A 17,035-nucleotide genomic window follows, 5' to 3' on the forward strand; every position below is an offset into this window, starting at 1 on the left:
GATGGTCGGCTTTCTTGTTCGCTCTTATCTAGAGGGCTTCTACCACTAGGGCAGGGAGCGCTTTAAGGCTAGCTTTGGGGGATGTCTGCAATGCAGGAATCCAGAACGGGGCGGTTTAGCATGTCCGGTACGGCTTGTTCACTCATCAGGCTGAGGCTTGCGCCTGCCATGCCATAGGTGAGTGCCTTTTCAAACGGAACCTTGAGCAACAGGGCATGCAATACGCAGGCCGTCAGGGTGTCGCCTGCTCCGTTGGAGGATTTGATCTTGACCGGAGGAGCGGGCAAGGTCCAGCTCTCGTCTCCGCGCCATGCGCTCAGCCCGGCATTGCCCTTGGTGATGATGCCGGACTTGACGCCAGCTTCCGAGAGGATCTCTGGTAATGCATCAAGCTCGGCAAATTCATCCGCCAGAATAGCTGCTTCTGCCTCGTTGCAGAAGAGCAGGTCAATATCGGGCAGAATATCCTTGGCGCGATTGGCCTTGGGACCGGACACCGCGCTTACGGCCAGTTTGTGACTGCCCTTGTTCTCGGCAAGGGCCTGAAGTACAGACGGGGAAAGATTGGTGTCGGCAACGATTTTTGAGGGCGTGGGGAAGATGTTGAGGCAGCCAATGACTTCCTCGACCGGATAGGTGTCATAGATTCCCATGTCGGCAATGGCTGCTACGAGAGCCCCATTGCTATCTTCAATCGCGGTGTAGGTCGCGCTTCTTTGCTTCACGCTGGTCAGAATGAGAGAGATGTCGATATTAGCTGCGAGCAGCTGCTGCTTGAGCAATTCGGCATCGTCATCCTGACCGGAAATGGTCGAAAGGGCGACATTCCAACTGAGCTTGGCCAGACAGCGGGCAATGTTGCCTGCCACGCCGCCGACATTTCGGGTGAGAGTGCCGGGGTTGGATTGTTCCGGCTCAAGGCGAGCGGTGGAACGGGCGATCCTGTCGATATGGGCACCGCCAATCACGAGGATATCCGGAGTGAAGGAAACAGGGGTCATGCTCTGCTCAAGCTCATTTCAAGTGGTGACAACACTATCAGACTTGTCGGGATGCGACGAGGAAAGAATGGTTTCTTTTCGCGCCTCATAGAAAAACCGCCGCTTGCAAGGGCGGCGGTCGATCTTCTGTGAGGCATATAGAGCCAATGGGGGCTGCTTGTAAAGAGCCCCATTGGTGCCTGATGTCAGTCCATGGCCTTGAAATTGAATTCGCCGCCTTCCTTGATGCCGGAAAACCAGCGGGCAGTGACTGTTTTGGTCTTGGTGTAGAAGCGGAAGGCATCGGGACCATATTGATTGAGGTCGCCGAAGGAGGATTTCTTCCAGCCGCCGAAGGTGAAATAGCTAAGGGGAACCGGGATCGGGAAGTTAATGCCAACCATGCCGACATTGACGCGGTGGGCAAAATCGCGCGCGGTGTCACCATCGGCGGTGTAGATAGCCGTGCCATTGCCATAGGCATTGTCCATGACCAGCTTCAGAGCCTCTTCATAGCTCTCTGCGCGCACCTGACAAAGAACCGGGCCGAAGATTTCCTCTTTGTAGATGGTCATGTCTGCTGTGACATTGTCAAACAGACATGGGCCAACGAAGAAACCATTCTCAAAGCCTTCAAGCGAGAAACCACGCCCATCTACGACCAGTTTGGCGCCTTGTTCTACGCCACTGTCGATGAGACCGAGAATGCGGCTCTTGGCGGCTGCGGTTATGACCGGGCCATAGTCGATATCCTCGCCCTCAGTGTAAGCGCCGACCTTGAGTTTTTCGATGCGGGCGACGAGTTTTTCTGTGAGGGTATCGGCGGTTTTCTGGCCGACTGGAACCGCCACAGATACGGCCATACAGCGTTCGCCTGCGGCGCCAAAGCCTGCGCCGATCAGGGCATCTGCTGCCTTGTCAAGATCCGCATCTGGCATGATGATCATGTGGTTCTTGGCCCCGCCGAAGCATTGGGCGCGTTTGCCATTGGAGGCCGCGCGGCCATAGATATATTGTGCGATTGGGGTGGAGCCGACAAAGCCGATGGCCTGAATTGTGTCATTGTCCAGAATGGCGTCTACGGTTTCCTTGTCGCCGTTTACGACCTGTAGCACACCGTCCGGCAAACCGGCTTCCTTGAGCAGTTCGGCAAGACGGAAGGATGTGGAGGGCACTCGTTCGGATGGTTTCAGGATCATGGCGTTGCCGCAGACCAGCGCTGGTGCCATTTCCCAAAGCGGGATCATGGCAGGGAAGTTGAAGGGCGCAATGCCTGCGACCACCCCCAGAGGCTGACGCATGGAGTAAAGGTCGATGCCCGGTCCGCCATTGTCGGTAAATTCGCCCTTGAGCAGATGCGGCGCGCCCATGCAAACTTCAACCACTTCCAGACCGCGCTGCACATCACCGCGAGCATCTGGCAGGGTTTTGCCATGTTCCATACTTACCAACTCGGCCAGCTCGTCCATATGCTCATTGATCAGGGCTCCGAATTTCATCATGACGCGGGCGCGGCGCTGTGGGTTGGTCGCGGCCCATGCTGGCTGTGCCTTGGCGGCGGCATCCACAGCGGCATTCAGCTCGTCGATTGTTGCCAGTGCGACCTTGGCCTGGATTGCTCCTGTCGCAGGATTGTAAATGTCGGAAAAACGCCCCGATGTGCCGGCGACGAGAGCGCCGTTGATATAGTGGCCATATTCGCGGGTCATGTGGACCTCCCAAATGCATGTTTATTGTGGTTGGGTGCATAGTGTATCAACAAAAATCGAATAGCAACGCTCGTCAAAACTCATCCGTTGTGCAAATATTAAAGTTTGGGAAGCAGCCAGGAGAGCCGGAGAGACAGGATGAATTGGGATGATGTGCGCATTTTTCTGGCGGTGGCGCGGGCGGGGCAAATTTTGCAGGCCGCGCGGCGTCTGGGGCTTAATCATGCCACGGTTGCCCGACGTCTTTCCTCGCTGGAGGAAGCTTTGCAGGCCAAATTGCTTAAACGGCATACTACGGGCTGTAGTCTGACACCTGAAGGGGAGAGCTTTCTGCTGGCCGCCGAGCGTATGGAAACGGAGATGCTCTCTGCGCGGGCCGACATCGGGGCGGCGGATACCTCCGTTTCTGGCGTTGTGCGCATCGGGGCGCCGGATGGCTTCGGGGTTGCCTTTCTGGCGCCTCGTCTTGCGCCGCTGCTTGAGCAATATCCTGATCTCACGGTCCAGTTGGTGCCGGTGCCGCGATCCTTTTCGCTGGACCGGAGGGAAGCGGATATCGTGATCACAGTCGAACGGCCGTCGCAGGGTCGATTGGTGGCGCGGAAACTGGTGGACTATAGTTTGGGATTTTACGCCTCAGAGGACTATGTGGAGCGGTTCGGCCACCCGGCGAGTCTGGACGATTTCAAGTGCCATCGTCTGATCGGGTTCGTGGAAGATCTCATCTATTCGCCCTCGCTGAATTACAAGGCCGAGATGATGCGCGGCTATCAGCCACAGTTTGAGTGCGCCAGCGCGCTGGGGCAGACAGAGGCCGTTCGGGCCGGACTGGGCATAGGCATTCTGCATGGCTTCATGGCGCGGGAAGACCCCAATTTGGTTGAGATCCTGCCCGAGCGCCGCATTCAGAGGGCTTATTGGGCGGTCTATCACGAAAGTACCCGGCAGTTGAGACGGATCAAGGCGGTTTCGGATTTTGTTTATAGGTTGGTCGAGCAAGAGCGCGCGATCTTCCGATAGACTTTTGAGCCGTATCTCCCAATCTTTCTCCATGCGGCAATTTGACTCCCCGGAAATGAGAAACACTCTTTAAAATGGTTGACAAACGAATAGTCTGGAAGACATATTTAGAATAATTCTAAATTAAGGTATCCGCCAATGGTTTTGAGTCTTTTTTCCAACAGCAAGCGCGCTTTCACGTCGCTTTCCGAAAAGGAAGTGCTTGCTTTGGCTATATCCTCAGAGGAGGATGATGCGCGCATCTACAGGGCCTATGCCGAGCATCTGCGCGCCGACTACCCGCAAACTGCGAAAATCTATGAAGATATGGCCGCTGTCGAAGATCAGCATCGCTGCAATCTGATTGAGATGTATAAAAGCCGGTTTGGCGATGTGATTCCGCTTATCCGGCGCGACCATGTTCGTGGCTTCTATGATCGCAAGCCCGATTGGTTGATGAAGACTCTGACGCTGGAGAAAATCCGCAATGAGACCATCGCCATGGAAGATCAATCTGCACGCTTCTATCGCGTTGCGATTGATCAGGTAACCGATGCCGATACGCGCAGGCTATTGGGTGATCTGGCTCTGGCTGAAGAGGGGCACGAGGATATTGCTCGCGAATTGCAAGATGAGCACACGCCCGATGCCGTCAAGGATGATGAGCAGAGCCATGAGCATAAGCAGTTTGTGCTGACATGGGTGCAACCCGGTCTGGCGGGGCTCATGGATGGGTCCGTTTCCACGCTCGCGCCGATTTTTGCCGCCGCTTTTGCAACGCAGGACACCTGGCAGACCTTCCTGATTGGTCTTTCGGCTGCGGTTGGTGCCGGTATTTCCATGGGCTTTACGGAAGCGGCCCATGATGATGGCAAAATCTCGGGGCGTGGCTCGCCCATCAAGCGCGGAATCGCCTCTGGTGTCATGACCATGGTCGGTGGCCTGGGGCATGCGCTGCCTTATCTTATCCCCTTCTTCTGGACGGCGACCGTGATTGCCGTGGTGATCGTCTTCTTTGAACTTTGGGCCATTGCCTGGATTCAGAATAAATATATGGAAACGCCATTCCTGCGGGCTGCTTTCCAGGTCGTGCTTGGCGGAGCACTGGTGCTGGCTGCCGGTATCCTGATCGGCAGTGGCTAAAGCGTCATCTCTATGTCCCGATATTAGGGCTCGCGCATGCGCTTGGGATGTGAGGCGCGGTGTGCGGGCCTTTTTCTTTGCCGGCCTCACGCGGCGTTCACTTTCAGTTGATCGACATAAAGCGAAGGGTTAATTGCCAGATTGTCGCAGCCTTTGATAGGCTACTGCAATAGAACCAAAATCCTCGCCTCGTTCTTTGCTAAAAAAGGGACGTGGGAAGGATGTTGCAGGAGAGATATTATGGCAGCCCCAAGTTCATACCAAGGCCCTCGCGCTGAACATAAAGGTCAGCAGAGCGTGTCGCAGGATGCTCATATTGCTTTCGAGAAGGCCTATTCTCAGACAACGGTAGGCGATATCCTCGAGGAAAAGGATGGTGCTTTATTTTCTGTGACTGTCAGCTCCAGTCTTGCTTCTGTAATCGCTGAACTCCACACCCACAAGATCGGTAACCTGCCGGTGATTGACCCTAATGCGGGATTGGTCGGTGTGATTTCCGAGCGCGATATCATCCGCGCAACCGGCGAATTCGGAGAAGAGGCGTTGTCTCGTCCGGTTCGCGATTTCATGACTGCCAATCCGCAAACCTGCTCTCAGGAAGACAAGGTCGGCGATGTCATGATCCGCATGACCGAAGGGCGCTTCCGGCATATGCCTGTTGTCGACAATGATGTGCTTGAAGGCGTCATCTCCATTCGTGATATCGTCATTCATCGCGTCAAGGAAGTGGAGTTCGAGACCCTGCGTCTTAAACAGCTCATGGTTGGCTGATCTATCATAACGCCAAGCATCTCTGGCGCCGATTGCGCCGGAGATGTGATCTGATCCTTGCGCCATTCCGTATCTCTGAGCAAAGGAGAATGATACGGCATGAGCAATCAGCTTGAAAACTACCAGCGGGTCTGGATCATCGGGGCTAGCTCTGGCATGGGCGCTGCTTTGGCAGAGATGCTGGCTCAGCGCGGCAAAGAGGTGATTGTCAGCGCGCGGCGCGCTGAGAAGCTCGAAGCGCTTGCCCAGCGCTCCAGTCTGATTACGCCTCTGCCTCTTGATGTGGAGGCCCCGGATGCGGTAGCTGAAGCGGTATCCAGCCTTCAGACTGCGGGCTCTCTTCCCGATCTTACCATCTATTGTGCTGCGATTTACGAGCCGGGCGGGATGGCCCAGCTTGATCCTGAAAAAGCAAGGCAGCATATTGGCGTCAATTATCTGGGCGCTGTGTCTGTTCTGTCGGCTCTTTTCCCGAAATTGAAGGAAAAAGGCTCAGGGTCGATCGCCATTGTGTCGTCTCTCACCTCTTATTGTGGTTTGCCGATGGCTGCGCTTTATGGTCCGACGAAGGCGGCGCTTGCCAGCCTGTGCGAGACGATCAAGCCGGAGTTCGATCAGGCCGGCCTGCAGCTTCAGCTCATCAATCCCGGCTTTGTCGATACGCCTCTTACGGAGAAAAACAGCTTTCCCATGCCGTTTATCCTCTCGCGAGAAGAGGCTGCTCAGCGTATTCTCAAGGGGCTTGAGCGCTCAGCCTTTGAAATTGCCTTTCCAACACGCATGGCGGTTGCGCTCGGTCTGTTGCGCAGGCTTCCCTATGGTTTGTATTTCCGCTTGATGAGGAGGATGCTTCGATGAGTGTTCCCACAGAACAAAGAGCAGAGGTGGCGCGCCTTTATGCGCAATATTTCGAGACCCTCAGCCCAGAATCCGCAAAGGATGCGCAGGCTCTGATCAGTGATGATGTGCATTTCATCGATCCGTTCAACGATGTCAAAGGCAGAGAGAATTTCCAGCGGGTTGTCGACAAGATGTTCGAGGATGTGAAAGATCCCTGTTTTCAGATTCTGGATCTGGCATGGTCGGATGCTGCGGATCTTTGCCTCATGCGCTGGGATTTCTCATGCACGGCGCCGGTGATCGGGTTCTGGACAGTGCGCGGAGTGAGTGAAATTCGGTTCAATGATCAAAACCAGATTTGTGCTCATTATGACTATTGGGATGCGAGCAGACACTTTTATGCGCGCTTGCCGGTGATTGGCTGGATGATCCGCAAAATCCAGAAGAAGGCCAGTATCTAGGGGGCAGGCAGGGCAGCCGCCTGATCCGATGACTGTTGCTGCATATGGAAAAAGGCATGTCCAATTGAGGGGCATGCCTTTTGTTTTTCGGGCCTTTTGTTTTCCCGTCAGTTTGCGACAGTGCAGCTTCTTCCGAAGAGGGCTTAATATTATGCGGGTCGTTCGTAGCAATAATGGCCCACATTGATGGTGTTATTGGCGAACCCTGCCTCACAATAGGCGAGATAGAACAGCCACATACGTTTGAAACGTTCGTCATAGCCGAGTTTGGAGATCTGCGGCCACTGCGCCAGAAATGCCTTGCTCCAGCGCGCCAGAGTCTTGGCATAATCCTGCGTGAATGTTTCCCTGAAGACCGGAATGAGGCCTGCCTTTTTGGCGTGGTCATCCAGATGAACTTCCGTGGGCAACATGCCTCCGGGAAAGATGAAGGTCTGGATAAAGTCTGCGCCGCTGCGATATTTTTCAAAACCATTTTCGTCGATGGTGATCGCTTGCAGCGCGGCTCTTCCGCCCGGACGCAGATTGTCGTGCAGATGCTTGAAATAGACCGGCCAGTGCTCTTCGCCGACGGCCTCGATCATTTCGATGGAGGCGATGGCGTCATATTGTCCGGTCTCGTGGCGATAGTCGCGCAAGTGGAAGCGGGCAAGGTTGTCAAAGCCTTTGGATTTGGCCCTGTTAATCGAATAGTCGAGTTGCTCGGTTGAGAGGGTCAAGCCTTCCACCTTGCAGCCGATAGTGGCTGCGCGTTCTGCAAAGGCCCCCCAGCCACAGCCGATTTCGAGAATGGTGTCTCCGGGGCGAGCATTGCTCAATTGTAGCACCCGATCCAGTTTGCGCAGCTGGGCCTGTTCCAGCGCCTCATGCTCTTCGGTCTTGTAGGCAGAGGAATAGGTCATCGTGGGATCAAGCCACAATCGGTAGAAATCGTTGCCCAGATCATAGTGGAACGAGATATTCTTGCGGCTGCCCTTGATGCTGTTGGCTCGGGCCAGGTGTTTGAGATGGGCGATCCAGCGGGCGACCTTGCCATGGGAATAGAGTTTCTCATATGTGGCGCGGTTCCTCAGGCACAGATCAAACAATCTTGCCAGATTGTCGCAGCTCCAGTGAGCCGAAATGAAGCTTTCCGCGACCCCAAGCATGCCGCGAGTGACAATGCTCCAGAGCGTTCGATTGTTGTGAATCTGGACCTGTACGATTGGCTCTTTCTCATTGCCTGACCCGAATAGGAGCTTGCCGCCTGAAGGCAGGATAAACTCGACATGGCCATAGTGCAGGCCTGAAAAAATGGGACTGAGGAAGCGGTGCCAGAGGCGCCCTTGCATCGTAGGCACCACGGACCCTGCCATGGAGCCAGACCGATCAAATTCCGCATGCGTTAGATTCTTCTGCAAACTCATTGATGCAATCCTTTACCAAGTCTGGAGCGGTGAAGGCTTGAAACTTGCTCGGACGGCACGGGCGGTCGTTTGTGAAAAGGCGCGCCCTTGCGCCATAATTTCAAGGCTTCAAGATGTATGGCTGCGAGGATTTTCCATCCGCTCTGGATCAGCCTAACAAAAGTTAATGTTAGATTTCTAGTGGTGAAGGCCTTTTTTTGTGCGGTAAAGGAGGCCATCAGAGAAGAGGGTTGCTGGCCGCTCAATGTGATTTGGTAGGACAGTTTTTCGTGCGGTAAGCGAATTGAGAAATTGTACTTTCCTTCAATATCCAGAAAAGGTGATACGTAGAATATCTTTTTCCCCTCATGGCGCAGCCTTTGGCCTTGTGACAAATTGCGCTCCTCATTGGTGAGAGCATAGATATAGTGAAAGCGTTCTCCGAATGTATTGCTGACCTGATAGAGGATCGCCTTGAGGTTGTTCTCCTGATCGCAACAGAAAAAGAGTGTTAGTGGATTGAAGCTGCGTCCCAGAACTCTTGGAAAGGTCAGCGCAGTAAAGCGGGTGGGGCGGTTAGCTTCCTCTGAGAATTCGCCAGAAGCTTCCACCAGATGCTCAAGATAGTCTTGCAGACTGTCGAATCCGGGTCCGATATAGTCCGCCTCATGAAAGCTGATGAGGTTAAAGTGGTTGACGGAAAAGAGGCGCGAACGTTGGTTTATCTCGTCAAGCTTGTCGAGCGGCAGGAGCATTGAGGTCACCCTGTAGGCAAGGCGATGTTCCACTGCGCCGCTGCGCACATGGCTGACGATGCCTTCATAAAGACAGGCATCAGGGGCAAAGGTGAGGGCTTCGTTGTTCATCATTTTGCTAAAGCCAAAAGCTCTGCCTTGTCGCCTTTGCCAAGTGTCCGTGCTGTTCTTGCTTTTGGTGGAGCAACAAAGATCCGGTTTGAAGGATCTTCTAGCGTCCATGGTCGCGGTACGCCGCCGAGCTGCTCCGCAACCGCAAGGCCAGCCTGAATGCCATCCTCGTGGAAACCATAACCGAAATAGGCCCCGCAGAACCATGTCCGTCGAATGCCCTGAAGTGCCCAGAGTTTATTCTGGGCTTTAATTGCCTGCATTGAGAAGACAGGATGATGATAAAGCTGCGAACGCAGAACGGTGCCTTCTGCCGGTTGCTCAATCGGGTTGAGCGTAACAAATAGATCGTCCTTGCAGGCCAACGGCTGAAGCTTGTTCATCCAATAGGTCACACAGAGCCGCGGATCGCTTGCTTCGCCTTGCTCGCCAGCGCCGCTATCCTGAATATAGTTCCAGCTTGCCCAGGCCGCTCGGCGACGTGGCATCAAGGCTGGATCCTTGTGCAGGATCGCCAGATTTTTGTGATAAGGAATGGCCTCCAGCGTGGTGCGTTCGGCTTCATCCATATCGCCGCCACTGGCACCAAGGATCTGCAAGGCCTGATCGGCATGGCAGGCAAGCACCACATGGTCATAGCGCTTTTCAAGGCCCTGACGGGTGCGGATCGTCACGGAGCCGGGGCGTCGCTCCAGCGCGGTGATGGATTGATTGAGATGGATATCGCCTGATACAAGGCTGGCGATCTTCTCGACATAGCGTTTCGAGCCGCCGGGAATGGTGCGCCATTGCGGACGATTGCGGAATTGCACCAGCCCGTGGTTGATCGAAAAGCGCATGAAGGCTTCGAAGGGAAACTTCATCATTTCTTCTGACGGAATGCACCAGATGGCGGCGCCCATTGGCACCAGATGATCATGGATGAAGGCATCAGAGTAATTGTTGGCCTTTAGATAGTCTTCCAACGTCATGGATTGGGCCAGAGCGGTTTCGATATCACGAGGGGCCTCCATATAAAAGCGCCTGATATCTGTCAGCATTTTCAAGAAGCGCGGATTGAGAGCGTTGGAAGGTTTGGCGAAGAGGCCCTTTAAGCCCTGTCCGCTATATTCCTGATCGCTATCGCGCAAGGACGCGGAGAAGGACATGTCAGATAGCGCAGTGTCGACTTCGAGATGGTCAAACAGTCGGGTCAGGTTCGGATAGGTGCGCTCGTTATAAACGATAAAACCGGTATCCACATCAATCGGGCCAGTGGATGTTTCCACGGTCTGCGTATTGGCATGCCCACCCAGACGATCGTCTTTTTCAAAAATATCGACCCTATGATTCTTCGAGAGAAGCCAGGCTGCCGAAAGTCCTGAAATACCTGATCCGATAACTGCTATCTGCATTGTAAACTCCGCGGTTTTTCAACTTATTCGTTTTATCCGAGGCAATGGATCACTTTCTAAAGTCAGAGTTTTTCTATCTTACAAAATTTTTTTTGCCTTCGGGCTCGCACTTTTTGTGATCCGCCTTTGTACTTACCCAGTAAAAGGTCATGAACGCATTTTGGGATGGATTTGATGATGACAATGGTGCAAGCTCTCTCGAAAAGATCGAAGGGAGGCGGGTGTATGACCGCTGGCCAACTCAGTGCCATGCTTGTTGCGTTGGGTGAACATCATGATCGCGGTGCCTTTCGGCAGCTGTTCGATCATTTTGCGCCGCGCTTGAAGAGTTTTTACCTTAAAGCGGGAACGAATCCGCAGATGGCTGAAGAGCTGGTGCAGGAGACCTTCACGCAGATCTGGCGTAAAGCGCATTTATATAGGCCTGATAAGGCCGCAGCTTCGACCTGGATCTTCACCATCGCCCGAAATCAGCGCATTGATCGCCTTCGCTCTGAAAAGAGCTTTGTTTACAAGGATGAGGATTTCTTTGCTTCCAAGCTGGTGTCTGATGAAGAGCAGACTACAGAGGTTCATCGCAATGAACTGGTGGAGCGGGTTTCCAAGGCCATGGCCCTGTTGCCCAGCAATCAGGCCGAGATTGTGAGCATGGCCTTTTATGACGAAGCGACCCATGCAGAAATTGCCCAGAAACTGTCATTGCCCTTGGGGACTGTCAAATCCCGCATGCGGCTGGCATTTGGGCGCTTGAGAAATATTTTGTCGGAGGTGGAAGCATGATTCACCATCATTTGAGCGACGAAATGATACTGGCCTATGCTGCTGGCAGCCTTTCTGCCGGGCAGGCAATGGTGGTGGCTTGTCATCTGGACATTTGCCCCGCCTGTGCTGCAAGGGTGGCAGAAGCTGAAGTGATCGGTGGCGCTCTGATCGCTGATGTCGAAGAGACCGCTGTATCTGATGACCTGTTTAACCAGATTTTGGTGGATGTGGATGAAGCTCAAAGCTTCCCTGAGCCCGAGCGCACTGGTGCGTCAGCATCAGGTGATCTGTCTTCATCGTCCTATCTTGACGGGCGCTATGTGCCCCGCCTGCTGGCCAATATGATCGGTGATGACTTTGCTGCTGTGCGTTGGCGCACTGTGGGGCCGGGTATCAGACAATTCGTCTTGCCGGTGCCTTCATCGGAAGGGGAGAAGGTACGCCTTCTCAAACTCTCGCCGGGGTTTGTTACGCCCGATCACAGTCATCACGGCAGTGAATTGACCCTTGTGCTGAAGGGCTCCTTTTCTGACGATACGGGCCGGTATCGGGTTGGGGATATTCAGGATGCCGAAGAGGACATGCATCATCAGCCGATGGCCGATACTGAAGAGGACTGCATCTGTCTGGTTTGCACCGATGCGCCCTTGGAATTCAAGGGTGTGATCACGCGGCTGTTGCAGCCGATTATCGGTATCTGATGGCGGTCAACTCCGTGCCTGAGGCTCTCATGAAAGACAAGGTCGAGCGTATCGCCGTGATTGGTGCCACGGGTAGCATCGGGGCTGCTTTGTCGGATAATCTTATGGAACTTTTTCCTTCGGCGACGCTGCTTGCAGTCGGGCGCAGCGTACCTTCAAGGGAGGAGAATGCGGGCCATAAGGCTCCGGTTTGCATTGGAGGCTTCGATCTACTTGAAGAGGAAAGCATTCACACTGTCTGCTCTCAAATCGTAGCCGATGGAATGCCCGATCTCGTCTTTGTCGCAACGGGGATTCTGCATGACGGCGATGCCTTTCCCGAGCGATCGATCAAGGATCTCAATAGGCAATCGATGCAGCATCTGCTGGCTGTCAATCTGGTCGGGCCAAGCCTCATCATGAAGCATCTTCTGCCTCATGTGCCGCGCAAGGGCGCTTTCCGTATGGGGCTTTTGAGTGCGCGGGTCGGCTCGATATCGGACAATCAGCTTGGTGGCTGGTATAGCTATCGCACGTCCAAGGCTGGCCTTAACATGATGATCAAGGGAGCGGCAATCGAGCTCAAGCGGCGCAATCGGGATGCCATTCTGGTTGGCCTGCATCCGGGCACGGTTGAGAGTGCCTTGTCCCAACCCTTTCAACGGAATGTTCCCCCACAAAAGCTTTTCACGCCAGAGCATGCGTCCCGCTGTCTGGTGGAGGTTTTGCTATCGCGAAGCCCTGATCAGTCCGGCCTGTGCTTTGACTGGGCGGGCAAGGAGATTGAACCGTGAGCGATATCGCCATTCATTGGTTCCGGCAGGATCTGCGCCTGTCGGATAATCCCGCACTTGCCAAAGCGGTTGAGAAGGGGGACCTGATCCCCGTTTATATTCTGGATGACGAGAATGCCGGAGCCGACGCCATGGGCGGGGCCAGCCGCTGGTGGCTGCATGAGGCGCTTCGGATTTTGAATGATCAGCTCGGTGGTCATTTGCGGCTCTATAAGGGCGATGCCAAGGAAATTCTTCCAAAGCTGGCTGCGCTACACGATGCGCGCGTGGTGAGTTGGACCCGCTGTTATGAGCCATGGCGGGTGACGCGCGACAAGGCCATCAAGGAAAGGCTGGATGCGCAAGGCTGCGAAACGATCCGGCTGAATGGTTCTTTGCTGTGGGAGCCCTGGGCCATCAAGAAGCAGGATGGCACACCCTACAAGGTCTTCACTCCCTTCTTTCGCAAAGGATGCCTTCAGGCCCCCCCGCCAGCAGTGCCCATGGATGCGCCCGAAGACATCCATTTTGCCGATCCGAAAAAGGAGGATGGTGCAGTTGCGCTCGACGGGCTGTCCCTGTTGCCCGAGATCGAGTGGTATAAACAGATGGCGCCGCATTGGGAGATCGGTGAGGCTGGCGCTCAGGCGGCGCTGGAGCGCTTTCTGGACGAAGGGTTGAATGGCTACAAGTCGGGCAGGGACATCCCCTCCCTGCCGCATGTGTCGCGTCTCTCGCCCTATCTGCATTGGGGGCATATTTCGCCCAACCAGATCTGGCATGCGCTGGATTGTCTGGAGGACGACGCGGTTCCTGATCGGGATGTCGATCATTTCCGCTCCGAGCTGGCGTGGCGGGAATTTTCCTACTCCTTGCTCTATTACAATCAAGAGCTCACGTCTGTGCCCTTGCAGCCCAAATTTGCCGGTTTCGAATGGCAGAATGATCCTGCCAAGCTGAGCGCCTGGCAAAAAGGTATGACGGGCATTCCCATCGTTGATGCTGGCATGCGGGAGCTGTGGCAGACCGGCTACATGCATAATCGTGTGCGGATGATCGTTGCCTCCTTCCTCATCAAGAATATGCGAACGGATTGGCGCAAGGGCGAAGCATGGTTCTGGGACACGTTGGTGGATGCTGATCTGGCCAACAATGCTGCCAGCTGGCAATGGGTGGCGGGCTGCGGCGCAGATGCGGCTCCCTATTTCCGGATTTTCAACCCCGTTTTGCAGGCCGAGAAGTTCGATGCTGATGGCGACTATATTCGCCTGTATGTCCCCGAGCTCGTAAAGCTGCCGAATAAATATCTGTTCAAGCCATGGACGACCCCCAAGGACATAATGGCTGAAGCTGGCGTTCGACTTGGGGAAACCTATCCGATGCCGGTTGTCGATCTCAAGGCAAGCCGCGAAGCTGCGCTTGATGCTTACAAGGCGCTGAGCTAGCCGCTGGCCAGCTTACCGGCTTTGGGCTATAAAAAAGGGATGTGTGTCCGCTCGATGGTTCCTCGCTATACGGGCTTTTGTCCTTTGTTTTCCCCTCGGGAGTATACCATGCCGCTATTTGATGATCGCCTCTGCACGCTTGGAGAAGGCCCCCTTTGGCATCCTCTGCGCAAACAGCTTTTCTGGTTTGATATCATGGGCAAGACCCTGTTGACCCGCACCGGGGACAGCGTGCAGTCATGGACATTTGATGAATATGTCAGCGCCGGAGGCTGGGTGGACAAGGAGCGTATTCTCATAGCGAGCTACAGCTCCCTGTTTGTCTTCAACGTGGAAACGGGCGCTCAGGAGAAGCTCTGCGATCTTGAAGCCGACAAGCCGGAAAATCGCTGCAATGATGGGCGGGCAGACCCCTATGGCGGTTTCTGGATCGGCACGATGGGGATCAAATCCGAGCCCGGGGCCGGTGCCTTTTATCGCTATTATCGCGGTGAGCTGCGCAAGCTCTACGCCAACATCACCATCACCAATGGCGCCTGTTTTTCAGCCGACCGGCAATGGGCCTGCTTTACCGATACGAAGAGTCGGCAAATGATGCGGGTTGCGCTGGATTCACAGGGCTGGCCCAAAGGGGAGCCTGAGGTGTATCTCGATTTTCGTGCAGATGATCTCAATATTGACGGAACGGTGTTTGATGTCGCTGGTAATGTCTGGATCGCTCATTGGGGAATTCATGCGGTGCGTGCCTATGGGCCAGATGGAAAGCAAGTGCATGAAGAGGTGTTTCCGGTGACGCGGGTTTCCTGTCCAGCATTCGGTGGGGATGACTTCAAGACGCTTTATGTAACCTCGGCCCGAAGTGGTGCGAAGGAAGAGGAGCTGGCGCGTGAGCCGTTGGCCGGTGCGACCTTTGCCTGTCGCCTCGCATTTGAAGGGCAAGCGGAAAACCAGATCCTGCTGGCTTGATCCGTTTTACATTATCTGGTGACATCCTCTAGAGGGCTCTCCGCAGCTTTGGCTCGTGTGCATAAGAAAGCCCGCAAGCTGCGGCTTGCGGGCTTCATGCCGATCAGGACATCCAAAGTAAGTGGGGTGGGACGCTGCCCTGATGTGTCTGCTAAGTCAACCGATCATGAGGCAATCGGGAGACGCAGTTTGGCAAGTTCAGCCGCTTCTTCTACAGAAACATTGTCGTGGATGACGGCGCGGCAGGCTTTCATCAGCGCAAGCGGATCGTCGGACTGGAAAATGGAACGGCCGAACAGAATACCGGCTGCGCCTGCATTGACGATGTCGGAGACGAGGCTCAGTGTGCCATAGTCGCTGTTGGTTTTCGGCCCGCCTGCCAGCATGATCGGAACCGGAAGCTGCGCAGTGATTTGCTTGAGGGCTTCTGCGCTGCCCGGCCAGTCGGTCTTGATGATGTCTGCCCCCATTTCGACGCCGATGCGTGCATGGAAGCCGACAAAATCTCCGTCATTGATGTCTTCAGCCAGAGCATGACGGGCGCCCATGGTTTCGATGATATGCACGATGCCGCGTTCACGGGCGGCTGTGTTGACATCGGAATTGGCGCGGAAGGCTGCCGTTTCCACATCCGGGTCGTTATGGCCAACAAACAGATAGGTGATGACGGCTTCTGCACCCAGAGCAACCGCATCATCGACAGAAGCGATCAGGCGGGTATAGCCATCCTTATAGGCCAGCGGTGTGCCCTCGCGCCACATGGTGGTCTGGTCCAGACGCAGGATGAGGTCCGGTCCGCCATTTTCCACCAGCCGCGGGCCAAAGTGCAATGCCGACCCCAGAGGCAGAATAACGGCATCAACGCCTGCTTCTGCCATATTGTCGAGCATTTGTTCTGGTTGCTCCATACCCTTGCAGGTGCCCAGTTGCAACGAATGGTCAAAGGCGATGCAGAAGCCACGTTGCGTTTTCGGATTCAGGATGCGGGAGAGGCGCACTTTTTGGCCCAGTTTCTGAAGCATTGCTCTTGTCCTTGCTAAACGAGGTCGAAATCAATCCTCGAGTGATTAAGTCTCTGTTTCGTTGCTTCATCCAGTTGGCGATCGATAAACACCTTGTCGAATTCGGTGAGATCGGCAAATTGGGTGAGAGCGCGTGTTTTGAATTTTCGTGACGTCAATAAAAGGGCTTTTCGTTCGGAGGCCGCCATCAGCGCCCGTTTTACGCGGACAATCTCCTGATCCTGATGAAACAGGCGATTGTCGATGACCGAAGAGGCCGACATGAAGACCCAGTCCGAGCGCAATTGGCTGAGAGCCTGCTCGCAAATGAGGCCAGAGAAGCTTTTGTGCGTGTCGCTATAGTTGCCGCCGGTGACGATCAACTGGACATTGGAAGAGCCTCTGAGGCGCTCGCAGACGGCCAGAGAATTGGTGATGACCGTGATATTCTCGATTTGCTCAAGGTGATCGCACATCATCAGGGTCGTGGTGCTGTCATCGAGCATGATGGCGCTGCCAGGTTCCACCAACTCGGCTGCAGCCTGGGCAAGTTCCTTCTTGATGCTCTCGTCGGTCTGGCTGCGGAAATGAAAGTTGCTTTCGAACAAAAGCGAGCTTTCTGCCGTTGCGCCGCCGCGTTCCTTGCGCAAAAGGCCTCTGCTTTCGAGCAGATCCAGATCCCGATGCACCGTCATGCGGCTAACGCCCAGTTCCTTTGCCAGATGGTCCAACTGCACGGTCTTCTGGCTCTGCACCATCGACAGGATTTGTTGGCGCCGTTCTTCAGCCTTCATCGGCTGTTTTGAATCTGCGTCGGAATGCTCTTCTTCCAAGCTGGTTTTTGCTTTTGATTTGGCCAT

General features: G+C 54.7%; 17 protein-coding genes. 10 read left to right on the forward strand and 7 right to left on the reverse strand.

The annotated features are described in order from the left end of the window. Window positions 1-68: 68 nt before the first annotated feature. Window positions 69-1,001 (reverse strand): carbohydrate kinase family protein, encoded by a 933-nt coding sequence (locus BM258_RS17155; protein ID WP_090074363.1) that lies wholly within the window; start codon window positions 999-1,001, stop codon window positions 69-71. A gap of 185 nt (window positions 1,002-1,186) precedes the next feature. Then, window positions 1,187-2,689, reverse strand: a complete 1,503-nt coding sequence (locus tag BM258_RS17160; RefSeq protein ID WP_090074364.1) for a CoA-acylating methylmalonate-semialdehyde dehydrogenase — start codon at window positions 2,687-2,689, stop codon at window positions 1,187-1,189. A gap of 138 nt (window positions 2,690-2,827) precedes the next feature. Here BM258_RS17160 and BM258_RS17165 point away from each other — a divergent pair, with 138 nt between their 5' ends. From BM258_RS17165 to BM258_RS17185, 5 genes are all read left to right on the forward strand, one after another. Beyond that, window positions 2,828-3,709 carry a LysR family transcriptional regulator gene (locus BM258_RS17165; RefSeq protein ID WP_090074366.1) on the forward strand — a complete coding sequence of 294 codons (882 nt, stop codon included), beginning with the start codon at window positions 2,828-2,830 and terminating at the stop codon, window positions 3,707-3,709. 138 nt (window positions 3,710-3,847) lie between these two features. Beyond that, window positions 3,848-4,831, forward strand: a complete 984-nt coding sequence (gene mbfA / locus BM258_RS17170) for an iron exporter MbfA (RefSeq protein ID WP_090074367.1) — start codon at window positions 3,848-3,850, stop codon at window positions 4,829-4,831. Between the two features lie 240 nt (window positions 4,832-5,071). Next, the gene (locus BM258_RS17175; RefSeq protein ID WP_090074369.1) at window positions 5,072-5,602 is read left to right on the forward strand and encodes a CBS domain-containing protein; all 531 of its coding nucleotides are present in this window, start codon (window positions 5,072-5,074) and stop codon (window positions 5,600-5,602) included. Window positions 5,603-5,701: 99 nt separating this feature from the next. Then, window positions 5,702-6,460, forward strand: a complete 759-nt coding sequence (locus BM258_RS17180) for an SDR family NAD(P)-dependent oxidoreductase (protein ID WP_090074371.1) — start codon at window positions 5,702-5,704, stop codon at window positions 6,458-6,460. Beyond that, on the forward strand, window positions 6,457-6,903 hold the full coding sequence (locus BM258_RS17185; RefSeq protein WP_090074372.1) for a nuclear transport factor 2 family protein: 447 nt from the start codon (window positions 6,457-6,459) through the stop codon (window positions 6,901-6,903). The genes BM258_RS17180 and BM258_RS17185 overlap by 4 nt, the downstream gene beginning before the upstream one ends. A 149-nt stretch (window positions 6,904-7,052) precedes the next feature. Here the strand turns inward: BM258_RS17185 and BM258_RS17190 are convergent, their stop codons facing one another. Genes BM258_RS17190 through BM258_RS17200 form a run of 3 tightly spaced genes read right to left on the reverse strand, consistent with a single transcriptional unit; the run spans window position 7,053 to window position 10,548 of the window. Further along, a complete protein-coding gene (locus BM258_RS17190) occupies window positions 7,053-8,309 on the reverse strand; it encodes an SAM-dependent methyltransferase (RefSeq protein ID WP_090074374.1) in 1,257 nt (418 codons plus the stop codon). Next, window positions 8,306-9,157 (reverse strand): DUF1365 domain-containing protein, encoded by an 852-nt coding sequence (locus tag BM258_RS17195; RefSeq protein WP_175528135.1) that lies wholly within the window; start codon window positions 9,155-9,157, stop codon window positions 8,306-8,308. The genes BM258_RS17190 and BM258_RS17195 overlap by 4 nt, the downstream gene beginning before the upstream one ends. Further along, a complete protein-coding gene (locus BM258_RS17200; protein WP_090074377.1) occupies window positions 9,154-10,548 on the reverse strand; it encodes an NAD(P)/FAD-dependent oxidoreductase in 1,395 nt (464 codons plus the stop codon). The genes BM258_RS17195 and BM258_RS17200 overlap by 4 nt, the downstream gene beginning before the upstream one ends. A gap of 225 nt (window positions 10,549-10,773) precedes the next feature. Here BM258_RS17200 and BM258_RS17205 point away from each other — a divergent pair, with 225 nt between their 5' ends. The 5 genes from BM258_RS17205 (at window position 10,774) to BM258_RS17225 (ending at window position 15,174) form a co-directional block, all read left to right on the forward strand. Then, complete coding sequence (locus BM258_RS17205) at window positions 10,774-11,328, forward strand: sigma-70 family RNA polymerase sigma factor (protein WP_210186790.1); 555 nt, start codon at window positions 10,774-10,776, stop codon at window positions 11,326-11,328. Continuing rightward, window positions 11,325-12,011, forward strand: a complete 687-nt coding sequence (locus tag BM258_RS17210; protein ID WP_090074379.1) for a ChrR family anti-sigma-E factor — start codon at window positions 11,325-11,327, stop codon at window positions 12,009-12,011. Before BM258_RS17205 ends, BM258_RS17210 begins: the two co-directional genes overlap by 4 nt. A 29-nt stretch (window positions 12,012-12,040) precedes the next feature. Next, window positions 12,041-12,784 carry an SDR family NAD(P)-dependent oxidoreductase gene (locus BM258_RS17215; protein WP_175528136.1) on the forward strand — a complete coding sequence of 248 codons (744 nt, stop codon included), beginning with the start codon at window positions 12,041-12,043 and terminating at the stop codon, window positions 12,782-12,784. Beyond that, window positions 12,781-14,208 carry a cryptochrome/photolyase family protein gene (locus BM258_RS17220; RefSeq protein ID WP_090074383.1) on the forward strand — a complete coding sequence of 476 codons (1,428 nt, stop codon included), beginning with the start codon at window positions 12,781-12,783 and terminating at the stop codon, window positions 14,206-14,208. Before BM258_RS17215 ends, BM258_RS17220 begins: the two co-directional genes overlap by 4 nt. Window positions 14,209-14,316: 108 nt before the next feature. Continuing rightward, window positions 14,317-15,174 carry an SMP-30/gluconolactonase/LRE family protein gene (locus tag BM258_RS17225; protein ID WP_090074385.1) on the forward strand — a complete coding sequence of 286 codons (858 nt, stop codon included), beginning with the start codon at window positions 14,317-14,319 and terminating at the stop codon, window positions 15,172-15,174. 164 nt (window positions 15,175-15,338) lie between these two features. Here the strand turns inward: BM258_RS17225 and BM258_RS17230 are convergent, their stop codons facing one another. Continuing rightward, the gene (locus BM258_RS17230; protein WP_090074387.1) at window positions 15,339-16,196 is read right to left on the reverse strand and encodes a class I fructose-bisphosphate aldolase; all 858 of its coding nucleotides are present in this window, start codon (window positions 16,194-16,196) and stop codon (window positions 15,339-15,341) included. Between the two features lie 14 nt (window positions 16,197-16,210). Beyond that, window positions 16,211-17,035: a DeoR/GlpR family DNA-binding transcription regulator gene (locus BM258_RS17235; protein WP_090074388.1), complete on the reverse strand. Its 825-nt coding sequence runs from the start codon at window positions 17,033-17,035 to the stop codon at window positions 16,211-16,213.

Origin of the sequence: Cohaesibacter marisflavi (genome assembly GCF_900115225.1) — a bacterium.
Taxonomy (GTDB): Bacteria; Pseudomonadota; Alphaproteobacteria; order Rhizobiales; family Cohaesibacteraceae; genus Cohaesibacter; species Cohaesibacter marisflavi.

Bases quoted from the DNA above. Each gene is read 5' to 3' on its own strand.
- BM258_RS17155 (WP_090074363.1), bottom strand. From the start codon at position 1,001: ATGACCCCTGTTTCCTTCACTCCGGATATCCTCGTGATTGGCGGTGCC.
- BM258_RS17195 (WP_175528135.1), bottom strand. From the start codon at position 9,157: ATGATGAACAACGAAGCCCTCACCTTTGCCCCTGATGCCTGTCTTTAT.
- BM258_RS17160 (WP_090074364.1), bottom strand. From the start codon at position 2,689: ATGACCCGCGAATATGGCCACTATATCAACGGCGCTCTCGTCGCCGGC.
- BM258_RS17185 (WP_090074372.1), top strand. From the start codon at position 6,457: ATGAGTGTTCCCACAGAACAAAGAGCAGAGGTGGCGCGCCTTTATGCG.
- BM258_RS17215 (WP_175528136.1), top strand. From the start codon at position 12,041: ATGAAAGACAAGGTCGAGCGTATCGCCGTGATTGGTGCCACGGGTAGC.
- mbfA (WP_090074367.1), top strand. From the start codon at position 3,848: ATGGTTTTGAGTCTTTTTTCCAACAGCAAGCGCGCTTTCACGTCGCTT.
- BM258_RS17180 (WP_090074371.1), top strand. From the start codon at position 5,702: ATGAGCAATCAGCTTGAAAACTACCAGCGGGTCTGGATCATCGGGGCT.
- BM258_RS17200 (WP_090074377.1), bottom strand. From the start codon at position 10,548: ATGCAGATAGCAGTTATCGGATCAGGTATTTCAGGACTTTCGGCAGCC.
- BM258_RS17205 (WP_210186790.1), top strand. From the start codon at position 10,774: ATGACCGCTGGCCAACTCAGTGCCATGCTTGTTGCGTTGGGTGAACAT.
- BM258_RS17210 (WP_090074379.1), top strand. From the start codon at position 11,325: ATGATTCACCATCATTTGAGCGACGAAATGATACTGGCCTATGCTGCT.
- BM258_RS17165 (WP_090074366.1), top strand. From the start codon at position 2,828: ATGAATTGGGATGATGTGCGCATTTTTCTGGCGGTGGCGCGGGCGGGG.
- BM258_RS17225 (WP_090074385.1), top strand. From the start codon at position 14,317: ATGCCGCTATTTGATGATCGCCTCTGCACGCTTGGAGAAGGCCCCCTT.
- BM258_RS17230 (WP_090074387.1), bottom strand. From the start codon at position 16,196: ATGCTTCAGAAACTGGGCCAAAAAGTGCGCCTCTCCCGCATCCTGAAT.
- BM258_RS17175 (WP_090074369.1), top strand. From the start codon at position 5,072: ATGGCAGCCCCAAGTTCATACCAAGGCCCTCGCGCTGAACATAAAGGT.
- BM258_RS17190 (WP_090074374.1), bottom strand. From the start codon at position 8,309: ATGAGTTTGCAGAAGAATCTAACGCATGCGGAATTTGATCGGTCTGGC.
- BM258_RS17235 (WP_090074388.1), bottom strand. From the start codon at position 17,035: ATGGCCAAATCAAAAGCAAAAACCAGCTTGGAAGAAGAGCATTCCGAC.